The sequence below is a fragment of the Plantactinospora sp. KLBMP9567 genome (assembly GCF_033446045.1).
Taxonomy (GTDB): domain Bacteria; phylum Actinomycetota; class Actinomycetes; order Mycobacteriales; family Micromonosporaceae; genus Plantactinospora.
On sequence record NZ_JAWQRR010000011.1, the window covers coordinates 222686 to 235033 of the forward strand.

The following is a 12348-nucleotide window of genomic DNA, read 5'->3' on the forward strand; positions in this document are numbered from 1 at the left end:
CTGTCCGGACGGGAGCGGGCACGTTACCGGCGAAGGAACCGGGTGATCAGTTCGGCCAGTTCGCCCGGGCGCTCGGCGACCATGGCGTGGCTGGCGCCGTCGAGTTCGCGCACCTCCAGCCACGGGTTGTCCCGGACCGTCGCCAGCCGTTCCAGAACCCGACGCCGGTGCGCGGCGTACAGGTCGTGGAAGGGGCGCTGTTCGGGCATGTCCACAGTGGCCAGCACCAGCAACAGCGGGCAACGGACGTCGCGGTAGACCGGGACGAGGTCCAGCGACTCCATCGCCAGCCGCAGTTCCTCGGTCAGCCCCGGATCGGGACGCAGGCGGCTCGCGTCGCCGTCCGCCGGCACCAGGTTGCGCCGGAACGCCTCCACCCAGATCTCCTCGGCGGAGCCGTACTGCCGGGCCATGGCCCGCTGTCCGGCGACCGCCGCCGCGACCTGCTCGGCGGTGAGCGGCCGGGCCGTCGCGGCGGACATCCCGGCGAAGACCTCGCGGAGCCGGGCGAGTTCGGCCGCCGCCCGGTCCGGCTCCAGGCCGGCCAGGTCCTCCGGCCGGCTCGGCGTGGGATTGCCGTCCAGGCTGACCGCGCCGGGGCAGTCGGGGTGGCGGGCCGCCCAGAGGCTGGCGAGCATGCCGCCCAGCGACATGCCTACCACCGACGGACGGGTCAGCTCCAGTTCGTCGGCGACGGCAGCGAGGTCGTCGAGCACCTCGTCCCACTTCCACGGGCCGTCACCGGAGCGGCCGTGCCCGCGCAGGTCCACCGCGACCACCCGATGCGCCGGGCGCAACACCTCGGCCAGCCCGGTCATGGTGACGAGGTTGCCGCCGGCACCGTGCAGCAGCAGCATCGGGGCGCCGGAGCCGCCGAAGTCCCGGGCGACGATCGGCACCGGGCCGGAGTTGATGGATATTTCGGAGTTGTTAGATAGTTCAGACACGGCGGGGCCGTCCTTCCTCCAGTAGCCGGTCACGGACGGAGGAGGGCAGCACACCGCCTTCCGGATGACGGACCAGCTTTCCCCGGTTGATCAGGTCGTGGACGCCCTGCCGGGTGATCCCGAGCATCGCCCCGGCCACCGCGTAGGTCACCGAACCGGCGGTGGGGTGCCCGACCCGGCGCGCGACGACCTGGCCCAGCGGGCTGCGCCACCAGTCGAGCGGGGGCTCGAACGGACCGTCGCCGGGATAGAGCGTCGAGACGATCCGCATCGCGGTGCCGACCGCCTCCCGGTCGTCGCCGTCGACCAGCCGGTGCGCCCACGCCTCGGCCCGAACCCGCACCACCGCACGCAGCGCGTCGACCACGTCGTCCCCGTCCAGCAGGATCTCCAGCGGATCGAGCAACCGGACGTCCATCGTCCGGAGAAGTTGCTCGACGAGTTCGTCATGGGTCGGCGGCATGCCACCCTCCTCACTTGACGTTCAGTGTCAAGTACTTGACGGATGATGTCAAGTACTTGCCGGCCGGCCAGGTCACCCACTACCGACCCCGCGGACGAGCACGGTCAGGTCTGCACGCGGACCGGATTGAGCAGCGCGACGAGCACCCCGTCCACCTGGTCGAGCAGCGGGCCGGCGTCCAGGCCCTCCGTCAGGGCGCTCTCCATCACCCCGTGCAGCCCGTGTAGCAGGAACTCGACCGTGAAGGCCGGATCCTCGACCGCCAGCTCACCGCCGCGCACCCCCTGTGCGACCAGGTCCAGCAGGCCGGCCCGGATCGGCCCGAGTTCGTCGCGCTCCTCGATGCCGGCCCCGTGGAACAGCAACCCGATCAGCGCGGCGTTCGCCGCCCCGAACTCCAGCATCCCGGCGACGAACCGGCGTACCCGGTCGAGGGCCGGTGCGGCCGGTACGGCCGAGACCGCCGTGGCACCGGCGGCCAGGATCTGCTCGTTGCAGCGGTTCCGCAACGCGGTGAAGACCTGCGCCTTGGAACCGAAGTACTCGTAGACGGTGCCCTTACCGAGACCCGCCTCGGCGGCAATGCCGTCAATGGTCGCGTCGAGACCGTCCCGGAGCAGCACCCGGGCCGCCGCGTCCAGGATCTGTGCCGGTCGTTCGGCCGGTGCCCGGGCCGCGCGGGGCCGCCGTGCTGTCGCTCTGGTGCCGCTCATAGCGCCGGAGCCTAGCGCCGGCCCTTGACAACCGACCAACGGTCGGTAGGTTGTCCACCATTACCGACCGACGGTCGGTCAATTAGCGGTCGCCGACCGTGCCTCGCCCAGCCCATCCGTCCGGTCACCGCCGGTCCCGTTCCGGGACGGCCAGAGAGGATCGAGATGAAAAGCCCCGCCGACCTGCTCTTCCTGTCTGGCGTCGTGGAAGAGGTGGAGCCGGTGACCCACCGGATGCGCCGGCTGCGCCTCACCGGCGACCGCCTCCGGACCGTCGCGTGGCTCCCCGGCCAGCACGTACGCGTCAACGTCACGCCGCCGCGCGACTGGCTGCGCCGCCCCGGAGACGCCCGGCGCAGCTATTCGGTCTGGGCACTGGACCGCGACCGGGGCAGCCTCGACCTCGGCGTACTCGACCACGGCGACGGGCCGGGCGCGTCCTGGGGGCGCAACGCCCGGCCGGGTCAGTCGATCAGCCTGTCCCGTCCCGAGGGCCGGCTGACCCTGCGGGAGTCGGCGTACCACCTGTTCGTCGGCGACGAGACCGCCGCCGTCGCCTTCGGGGCCATGCTGCGGGCGCTGCCCGCCCGGACTCCGGCGTACGGCGTGCTGGTCACCGACCGCCCCGGCGGAGAGGTGCCACTGCCCGCCGGGCGGCAACTCCACTGGGTGTACCGGGGCGACGGCGACCCGGCCGACAGCGGGACGCTGCTCCCGGCGGTGCGCGCACTCGACCTGCCCGGCGAACCGGGCACCGCCTACCTGGCCGGCGAGGCCCGCACCTGCCAGGCCGTCCGGGACCATCTGGTCCGGGATCGGGTCTGGTCCCGGCGCCAGATCGTGGTCAAGCCGTTCTGGGCCCCGGGGCGGCGGGGCCTCGACTGAGGACCCGAGCCGGAGATTCCGCCCGACCGCCGCCCGGACCGACCGGGTGAACCGGAGATTCCGCCCGACCGCCGCCCGGACCGACCGGGGTGAAACTGTGCCGACCGGGTGGAACTGTGCCGACCAGGTGGCCTGTGCCGGTCAGTAGCCGGGGAAGACCCGGCGCAGGTCGTCCAGGCCGAGCGGGCCGGTCACGGTCAGCGTGTCGGGCGTGTGCTCGGGCGACAGCCGGCCGGCGGCCAACCGCAGGAACACCTCGGCCGGTCCGCTGATCTCGCCGGCCGGCTGCTCCGGCCGTTCCACCAGCTCGACCCGGTCGGTCAGCCGCAGCCCCAGGGACCGGTCCGGGTCGGTCAGCCGCAGCGCCAGCTCCACCGGCCGGTCGCCGACCTCGTCCGGCCGGCCGATCCAGCCGAGCAGGCCGCCGAGCCGGTCGAGCAGCAGCGGCACCGCCTCCGGCGCCACCGTCGCGTACCGGTTGAAGGCGACCTCCACGTCCCACTCGTGCAGGGCGAACTCGCTGAGCCGCATCCCGGCCGCGGTCGCCAGGTCGACCGGCTCGGGCAGGAAACCGAGGTCGATCCGCACGCTGGACCGGGTGGCCGCGTCCAGCGACTCGTACCGCTCGACGAGCCGGCGGTTGGCCTCCAGAAAGCCGTCGGCGTGCTCCATCGGGGTCATCGCGTCCCACCGGGCCCAGACCTGCTTGTTGAAGTCGGCCTCCAGCCCGGGGCGACCGCCCAGCGCCACGTCGAGGGTGGCCTCGTTGATCTCGGCACCGCTGCCGAGATGGCTGAGCACCTGCGACACCTGCCACTCGCTGGCCCCGGACGGCCGGGTCAGGTCGGACGGGCCGAGATCGCGGACCAGCGCCGCGAGTTCGTCGTGGCCCGAGCGGAGGGCGGCGATGGTCGTGTCGGCAGTAGTGGCCATGTCTTCCTGTCTCCCGGGTTGTACGTCGCCGGCTCCGGATCGGCCGGCGCGACACCCGCCCATCATGCCCGCTGGCCCCGGCCGGCCGCCGACCCACTCGGCGGATCCGCCGGGCCAGCAAGGATGATCGATCCGCCGCCGGTGATCTATCCGGGCCGGCGATAGCCCGGAATGGCCGGTCCACCCCTGTCACCAGCACCGGATATTTACACCGGCACACACCTCGATTAGCATGATCACCAGTGAGTAGACGTTGGGTGGCGCCCCCGACACGGAAAGTGACTAGCCCTGCCGACCCGGCAGGGCCGTCACGGAAGTGACGACAGGAGATCTACCGTGGGCTCCGAGATCACCCGACCCTCACCCGACCAACCCGCTGCCGGCGAGGCGATCCCGCCGTCCGTACCCCGAACCGCCCGACGGCCGACCTCGAAGCTGGTGACCCTGCTGGCGGGCGCCGCCGTCGTGCTGGCCAGTACGCCCCTGTGGGGCACCGGCGATCCGGCCGCGCTCGACGACGCCGAACTGTCGGCGGCGCCGACGTACACGATCGGGTTGCAGCCGGCGGCGGACCCGGGACCGTTCCCCGGCAGCGTCACCCCGACCACCCCGACCATCACCGTCGCCGGGGAGCGGGACGGGGAGAGCACCTTCGCCGTCGTACGGTATCCGCAGGTGCAGCCGAAGAAGCCGGGCCAACTGGACTTCGACCACTTCCACACCGGCATCGAGATCGAGTGGTGGCTGAAGAAGTGGGCGCACCAGCGGCCGGACATCGTCGACCTCTACATCGTCGGCGAGAGCTTCAGCGGCGAGCCGATCTATCAGCTCACCATCACCGACAAGTCGACCGGTAAGGACACCGACAAGCCGGCCGCGTTCTTCGAGGGCAACCGGCACTCCGGCGAGGTCTCCTCGGCCGAGAGCTCGCTCTGGCTGGCACACCACCTGATCAGCCGGGCCGGCAGGGATCGCCAGGTGGACCGGATCCTCGACGAGAAGACCGTCTACATCCGGCCGGTCAACAACCCGGACGGGCACAACCTCTACCTCTACACCGCCCAGACCAACCGGTCTTCGGTCCGGCCGACCGACAACGACGGGGACGGCAAGCTCGACGAGGACCCCGGCGAGGACCTCAACGGCGACGGCTACCTCGGTCAGCTACGGCAGTACGTGGGCGCCGGCAAGGGCACCCACGTGGTCGACGACCGCGATCCGGCCAAGGTCGTGATGCGCAGCGTCGGTGCCGGCAACGGCGACTACCTGATGTTCTCCGAGGGGGTCGACAACGACGGCGACGGCCGGAACAACGAGGACGGCGTCGGCGGCCTCGACCTGCACCGGAACTACCCGTACAACTGGCACGTCATGCCCGGCTACGACGAGACCGGCCGGAACCTGACCCAGGTCGGAGCCGGCGAGTACCCGCTGTCGGAGCCGGAGACCCGGCACGTCTACACCTGGCTGATGTCGCACACCAACATCGGCGCGGTGAACAGCATGGACACCCGGGTGCCGATGCACCTGCGCGGCCCGTCGACCTGCGACCCGGTCGAGTGCATGTACACCGGCGACCGCAAGCTCTACGAGCACTTCGACCGGGCCGGCGTCGGCTTCACCGGCTACCGGTACTCCGGCAGCGTCTACATCGACTACGCCACCCGCAACGGCGGCGACCCGGCAGCGCTCTTCGGGCACGGCCCGGACTTCGGCTACTTCCAGTACGGCGCCGTCTGGTACGGCGACGAGATCTGGAACGGCGGCGACTTCGTCGACTACGACAAGGACCAGCGGTTCGCCGACTGGGAGCGGTCGCGGTGGTGCGCCGAGAACCGGCGGACCAACTGCTTCCTGCCCTGGACCAAGATCCAGCACCCGTTGCTCGGCGCGGTCGAGGTCGGCGGGATCAACCCGAAGTTCTGGGCGCAGAACCCCTCGCCGGACCTGATCGGGCAGTGGGCGGCGAACCAGGCCCGGTTCAACATCTATCTGACCGAGTCGCTGCCGCAGGTGGCGCTCTCGCAGGTCGGTGTGCGCAGGCTCCGGGACGGGCAGAGCGACGGCGCGACGCACGAGATCACCGCCACCGTCACCAACACCGGCCGGATCCCCACCGCGCTGGAGCAGGCGAAGGAAGTCAAGATCGTGGCTCCGGACACCGTCGAGGTGCAGGGCGCGCGGCTGGTCGGCGAGGCTCCGCAGTTCTTCCTGGACGGCGGGAAGAAGCAACGGGTGACGCTGCGGGTGAGCAAGGCCGAGGCCGAGTCGGTCACGGTACGGGCGGTCAGCGTCCGGGGTGGACTCGACTCCGCACCGGCACGGCTGCGCTGACCGGTGCAGGTCGTCCCCGCCCCGCGCGACCCCGCGGGGCGGGGACACCCGTCGGGATCCCGCCGCAGCCCAGCCGCGCGGTCCAGGCCCCCGCCCGCGTACGCGGTGACGACGCCTGGGCTCAGCATCCGGCGCCGCCAGGCCGGCGCGCGGTCGGATCGGTTCTGACCTGCGGAAAGTACGACATGATCAGCGGCACCGCATGGTATGCCCGATCGGGCGTAATCCGGGACCGGTAAAAGGGTTGGACACCGGCAGCATCATGAACTCGTGACGTTGCGGCTGTCGGGCGGGGTGGTGCCCGGACCGGACCGGCGGATCTGGGCCCCCGGTCCACGGGGTCGAGCCGTCGACCCGGACGGGGAAGCCGTCCCCGGCAGTCCGGTCGTGCTCGGACCCCGCTCGGCCGGGCCGGAGGCCGCCGACCGGGCGATCGCGGAACTCACCCGGCTGCTCGCCGCCGGTGGCCCGCTGGCCGCCGGAGCCGGCGTCGACCTCGGGTACGGGTTCCACTCGGCCCGCGCCGACGGTGCCGCCGGAGACCGGCGGGACGCCGTACTCGCCGCCCTCATGGTGCCGGGGCTGGCCGGACGGCTCGGCGACCGGCGGGCGGTACTCGTCGCGCTCTTCGGCCCGGACGCGACGAAGCCGCTCGGCGCCGCCGCGCAGGCTGTACTCGACGAGGGTCGGTGGCCGGTGCTGCGTTTCGCGGTCGCGGCGAGCGACGTACTCGGGCCGGAACAGCTCGTCCGGGTACTGGAACTGCGGGCACCGGACGGGGTCGACCCGTTCCCGGGCGGGCTGCCGTCGGTGGTGGGCGGGCAGCTCACCCGGGTACTCCGGGAGGTGCCCCGGCCACGCCGCCTCGCCCTGCTGACCGACCTGTGGCAGCGGGTCTGCGCCGACGGTTCGACCCGGCTCCGCCGGGAGCGGCTGCGCGCCTCGCAGGGACGGCAGGATCGCACCGCCGACCTGACCGCGCGCTACCGACGGTACGAGGAGGAGGAGCTGACCCTGCGGCTGCGCCTGGAGTTGGGACCGGAGCCGACGGTGCTCCAGGCCGCACTCTGGCAGCCGTCGGCCGGTTACTGGCTGACCCGGGCAACCCGGGTGCTCCGGGACGCGCTGGCGGCGACGGTGCTGGCCCGGGTCGCGGTCGCTGCGGTCGACCGCGGCCTCGACGCCGCCCTGGCCGGACACCGGCACGAGATCGAGGCGGCGGCCGCCGAACTGTCCCGGGCCGAGGCGTCGCTGTCGGCCCGGCGGAGCGCCGGCCTCACCGGCATCCCGGCCCGCCCCGGGTCGTACCTGCGGGACATTCTCGCCCGGAGCCGCCCCGGCGAGCCGCTCGACTCCCGGGCGGCGAGCTACCTCGGACAGCGGCTGGCCCGGGCCGGCGACTACGGCCGGGTGGTGCTGGAGGCCGTCGACGACCTCGTCGGCTCGCTCATCGGCGAGGACTCGGTGTCGCTCCGGGAACAGCTCGCCGGTTGGGCCGGCACGCCACTGACCGTATGGCGGGACCGGGTGGGCTACCTGTCGCCGGGCCGGGCCGAGCGCTGGGACCAGCGGCCGGTCCTCGGTGCGGAGCCGCCCCTCCCCGCACTGGCCGACCGGCTGCGCGCCGCACCGGACCGCCCGGTGGCCGAGGTCGAGACCATCGGCGACCTGCTCTGGTACGCCGAACTCGCCGACGCGCTCGCCCAGCTCAACGGCCACCCGCACGCCGTGGTCTCCCCGCACCGGCACGGCCCGACCGCCGACACCGATCCGGCACCGCCGGACGAGCCCCTGGTGCCCCGGTCGCAGTCCATCCCGCTCGCCGTGGCCGGCGCCGCGCAGTTGGTGGACCTCGGTGCGAAGGTACCGCCCCGCTGCCGGAGCTGGCCGGAACTGGTCGCCGGGCTGGTCGACGACGCCACCATCGCCACCGCGCTGACCGCCGCCTTCGCCGTGCCGGCCCCGGTCGAGCACTTCGACGGTACGGTGCTGCCCGGCACCGACGCCCGGATCGAGCTGGCCCGGACGGCCCGGCAGTTGGCGGACTGGTCGTACTACATGGGCAACTGCATCGCCGGTCCGCACTACGTCGAGGACGCGACCCGGGGCCGGAGTGCGCTGATCGCCCTTCGCGCGCCGGACGGCCGCATCCTGGTCAACGCCGAGCTGCGGCCGAGCGCGCGCGGCTGGCGGCTCGAAGAGATCCGGGCCCGCTTCAACGAGGATCCCGATCCGGTGCTGCTGCGCCGGACCGCCAGCTGGCTCCGCGCCGTCGCCCCGCCCGAGCGCGCGATCCCGCAGCCGCGCCGGGCGGGCCCGCACCACGAGACCGCCTCCGACCGGCCAGCCCGGGCCGCCCGGCCCCGACCCGCCGTACGGGTGCTGCGTGACGTCGGCCACCGCCTGGACGAACTGGCGGCGGCGACGGTCGCCGAGCCGGAAACCGTACGGGCGGTCGAGACACTGGCGGTCCTGGCAACCTGGTTGGCCGGCGCACCGGCGGCACCGGCGTCCGACCCGCACGACGCGCTCACCGCGCTGCGCCGGGCCACCCCGGCCGCCGTCGCCCGGGCCTGTCGGCTCACCCTGGCCGACCCGGCCGGACCCGGTCTGGTCGCGCTGTGGCAGGCGAGCGGGCACCGCCCACTGGCCCGTGCGGTGCGGGCCCTGGCCCCGTCCCGCCCCGGCGCCCCGGCGCCGCCCACACTGGACCGGCTGGCCCCGCTGCTGGTGGACGCGCCGCTGCCCGGCTCGCTCCGGCCGCTGGCCCGGGTCGGGCAGGTCGCCGTCGCCCGTACCGCCGACCTGGTCGCGCTGCGGCTGCGCGCCGCCCTGGGCACCCTGCTCCGGCAGGACGCCGCCGAGCTGGCCGACGCGGTACGGGCCCGGCCGCATCTCGGGCTGCTCCGGGCAGCCGCGCTGGCGGTGACCTCCTGGGGCGGCCCGCCCACCGGGAACCCGCACGCCCTGCCGTCCACTCCGGACGTGACCGTCGTGCTGCCGCGTCGCCGGGTACGGGTGCCGGGCTTTCCGCAGTCGTCGCTCCGGGACGAGGGCTGGCAGTCCGGCTGGCCCGACGCGATCGAGCTGGACGGCGTACCCGACGGGTTCTGGGACCGGATCGCCGCGCACGGGCTGCTGCTGCCCTCGTCGTGGCTGACCGACGGCGGCTGGGTCCCGCTCTGGTCCCGGGCCAACGGCCCGCACCGATAGTCCGGGTCCGAGCTGTCACCGCGCCGCGCCCGCGCCGCCGTCAGCAGCGGCGCGGGCGGCGGTGTCGTTTGCCGGCCAGGACCAGGGACGGCGCTGACCGCGTCACCTCGGCCCGGGTGAGCACCGGACGCCCGAGCCGCACCGACAGACAGGCACGCTGGTAATTGGTCAGGTCGTTGACGAACACCACCACGTCGACGTCGTCCGTCTCACACGCCTCGACGACCTGCGCGAGCTTCCCGGACCGGATCAGGAACCTGCGGGACAGTGGCGCCGCCAGTAGCCGTACGCCACCGTCGGAGACGCCCCGGCGCTGGAGGAAGCGTCCGCACACCCGCACCCCGAGCGCGCCGAGCCGGGCTTCGAGGTCGTCGAACTGGTCCTGGTGGTCGCGGACCTTGGCCGAGAAGAGTCCCACGAGTACGGCGGTGCGGATCGGCGCCACCCGGCCAGGATCGCAGGCCGCCCGGTCGACCGGTACGGGTTTTCAGTCGACCAGCGTGACCCGGCCGCTGTCCAGGTCGTACCGCGCGCCGACGATCGCCAGCTCACCGGCGTGCACCTTCTCGCCGATGATCTCGCTGGCCTCGGCGAGGTGCCGCGCCTGGGCCAGTACGTTGGCCCGGACCGCCGCCTCCACCACGTCGCCCGGCCCGCCGAGCAGCGGCTCGACGACCGGGCGCAGCGCCTCGACGATCGCCTGGATCGCGCCCGGGGCGGTGCCACCGCTCTCGATCGTCTGCACGGCGGCGGAGACCGCACCACACCGCTCGTGGCCGAGGACCAGCAGCACCGGCGGGGCGAAGTGCTCGACGGCGTACTCGATGCTGCCGAGCATGATGGTGTCGACGATGTTGCCGGCGACCCGGTTGTCGAACAGGTCACCGAGGCCCTGGTCGAAGAGGACCTCCGGGGGTACCCGCGAGTCGGCGCAGCCGACGACGATCGCGAACGGGTCCTGCCCGTCGGCGAGATCGCGGATGTGCCGGGGGGACTGGTGCGGATGCCGCCGCCGGCCCTGGACGAAGCGCCGGTTGCCGTCCAGCAGCCGGGCGACGGCGGCCCGGGGGTTGTCGACGGGCGCGTCGCCGGAGCGCTGCGCGGCGGCCGGCCCGGCGAGGGCGACGGAACCGACGGCGGTCAGTCCACCGGCGGCCAGCAGCGAACGTCGGGAAAGGGCCGACTTTCCTGGAAAGATCTTCACAAGTCGGGAACGTACGCCGCCCGGCGCCGGACCTGAATGGCCGCCGGGAGTTGCCTGCGCCACTTGTCCGGCTCGCTCCACACAGGACGCAGATCTCACACATCCGAAGTCCTTGCCACGCCACCGCCGTGGCACTATTCTGCCGAACCCCCGGACATCGCGAGAGGTGTCTCCCCGGAGCCGGCCGCACCGGCCTAGTACGGCAGCCGCCGTTCGGGATCATGGTTGAAGTTCGAGGTTGAGGCGGTGTGTGTAGTGGGCTCGTCGGGCTCGGGCTTGATGACGGCGTCGCCAGTGTGACCAGTGCAAACGGTGGGCGAGGTCATGGAAGGACCGGATGACGAGGGTGTTGATCAGACGGCGGATCTCGTTGACGGTGAGCTTGATCATTCCGGTGTCACTCGGCTCGTCGGGGTCGTCGGTGGCGGTGTCGGCGGCGCTGATCGCAAGGACAGCGAGGGCGGCCAGGGCGAGGGTGGTGAAGCGGTGCCAGGAGTCCCAGCGGCGGACTTGGTGCTGGTCCAGGCCGACCTGGCCCTTGGCGGCCTGGAAGCTCTCCTCGACGGTCCAGCGGATGCCCGCGACTCGAATGAATTGGGCGAGGGTGGCCGGCTTGGGTGCCCAGCAGCGGTAGAAGGCCAGTTCACCGGTGGTGGTGTTACGGCGGATGAGAAGGCTGTGCCGGCCGCCGTCATCGGGGTCGGCGTCGGTGCAGACGTCATCGAGCCAGGCCCAGTCGTAGAAGCGAGGACCCTTGGACCCGGCGCCGGCGCTGCGGCGTTGCCATGCTGATGCCGGTAGGTCGGCGGCCACCCGGTCGGCGCGGACGCGGGTCTTGCCGCCGTCGAGCGGGACCAGGTGGCTGCGGGAGACCGCCAGGACGTAGCCGAGCCCGTGTCCGCGCGGGTGAGCACGAAACACGCTGCTGTTGCCGTATGCCTCGTCCGCGGCGGCCCATCCCGCTGGGACACCGGCATCGAGGGCAGCGGTGATCATGTCCGCGGCCAACTCCGACCGGGTCGCGAAGCCGATCTCGTCGGGCACGCCAGCGGCCTGGCACCGGTCGCGGTCGTCGGTCCATGACGCCGGTAGGTACACGCGTCGGTCGATCAGGGTGTGTCCGTGCCGGCTGGCGTAGGCCAGGAACACCCCGACCTGGCTGTTCTCGATCCGCCCCGCCGTGCCCGTGTACTGCCGCTGCACCCCGACCGTGTGGGTGCCCTTCTTCAGGTCCCCCGTCTCGTCCGGGATCAGGACCGCGTCCGGGTCACCGAACCGGCCGGCGACCAGCCGCCGCAGGTCATCGCGGACGGCGTCGGCGTCCCACACCGCCCGGTACAACAGCCGCTGCATCGCGTCCGGCCGGGCGTAACCGGCCTGCTCCGCCAGTTGCCAGCACGTCTTGACCTCGATGTCGGCCAGTAATCCGGTCACGAACGCCGCCGCCGCGCGACGCGGTTCCACCCGCCCGAACCTGCCCGCGAAGCATCCGAGCACCCCGGCCAACACTCGTTTCCACCCGGCAACGGCTACGCTGTGACACGCGGCCACCGCCCGATCTGATGTTGTGTCCACAACGCACAGACGATCACGCGGTGGCCGTCCCTCGTCTACTCCGCCTGAGCAGCAAGATCTCAAACGGCGGCTGCCGTACTA

At 72.9% G+C, this 12348-nt stretch carries 10 protein-coding genes; 3 read left to right on the top strand and 7 right to left on the bottom strand.

Annotated features, from left to right (window positions below):
• Positions 1-23: 23 nt before the first annotated feature.
• The 3 genes from R6Y94_RS09800 to R6Y94_RS09810 all read right to left on the bottom strand — a co-directional run bounded on the left by R6Y94_RS09800 (position 24) and on the right by R6Y94_RS09810 (position 2123).
• Positions 24-947 (bottom strand): alpha/beta hydrolase, encoded by a 924-nt coding sequence (locus tag R6Y94_RS09800; RefSeq protein WP_318395461.1) that lies wholly within the window; start codon positions 945-947, stop codon positions 24-26.
• Entirely contained in the window at positions 940-1410 is a 471-nt protein-coding gene (locus R6Y94_RS09805; RefSeq protein WP_318395462.1) for a hypothetical protein, read from the bottom strand. The genes R6Y94_RS09800 and R6Y94_RS09805 overlap by 8 nt, the downstream gene beginning before the upstream one ends.
• 104 nt (positions 1411-1514) lie before the next feature.
• A complete protein-coding gene (locus tag R6Y94_RS09810; protein WP_318395463.1) occupies positions 1515-2123 on the bottom strand; it encodes a TetR/AcrR family transcriptional regulator in 609 nt (202 codons plus the stop codon).
• 165 nt (positions 2124-2288) lie between these two features.
• Here R6Y94_RS09810 and R6Y94_RS09815 point away from each other — a divergent pair, with 165 nt between their 5' ends.
• Positions 2289-3008, top strand: a complete 720-nt coding sequence (locus tag R6Y94_RS09815; RefSeq protein ID WP_318395464.1) for a siderophore-interacting protein — start codon at positions 2289-2291, stop codon at positions 3006-3008.
• A 141-nt stretch (positions 3009-3149) separates the two neighbouring features.
• Here R6Y94_RS09815 and R6Y94_RS09820 read toward each other — a convergent pair whose 3' ends face one another.
• Positions 3150-3941, bottom strand: a complete 792-nt coding sequence (locus R6Y94_RS09820) for a maleylpyruvate isomerase family mycothiol-dependent enzyme (protein ID WP_318395465.1) — start codon at positions 3939-3941, stop codon at positions 3150-3152.
• A 336-nt stretch (positions 3942-4277) separates the two neighbouring features.
• Between R6Y94_RS09820 and R6Y94_RS09825 the strand changes: the two genes are divergently transcribed.
• A complete protein-coding gene (locus R6Y94_RS09825) occupies positions 4278-6275 on the top strand; it encodes a M14 family metallopeptidase (RefSeq protein ID WP_318395466.1) in 1998 nt (665 codons plus the stop codon).
• A 270-nt stretch (positions 6276-6545) separates the two neighbouring features.
• Positions 6546-9488 carry a hypothetical protein gene (locus tag R6Y94_RS09830; RefSeq protein ID WP_318395467.1) on the top strand — a complete coding sequence of 981 codons (2943 nt, stop codon included), beginning with the start codon at positions 6546-6548 and terminating at the stop codon, positions 9486-9488.
• 40 nt (positions 9489-9528) lie between these two features.
• On the opposite strand, the gene R6Y94_RS09835 is transcribed toward R6Y94_RS09830, so the two are convergent.
• The 3 genes from R6Y94_RS09835 to R6Y94_RS09845 all read right to left on the bottom strand — a co-directional run bounded on the left by R6Y94_RS09835 (position 9529) and on the right by R6Y94_RS09845 (position 12201).
• Positions 9529-9933, bottom strand: coding sequence for a hypothetical protein (locus R6Y94_RS09835; protein WP_318395468.1), 405 nt, complete (start codon positions 9931-9933; stop codon positions 9529-9531).
• Positions 9934-9975: 42 nt separating this feature from the next.
• On the bottom strand, positions 9976-10692 hold the full coding sequence (locus tag R6Y94_RS09840) for a carbonic anhydrase (protein WP_318395469.1): 717 nt from the start codon (positions 10690-10692) through the stop codon (positions 9976-9978).
• A gap of 219 nt (positions 10693-10911) precedes the next feature.
• A complete protein-coding gene (locus R6Y94_RS09845; RefSeq protein ID WP_318395470.1) occupies positions 10912-12201 on the bottom strand; it encodes an IS701 family transposase in 1290 nt (429 codons plus the stop codon).
• Between the last annotated feature and the right edge of the window lie 147 nt (positions 12202-12348).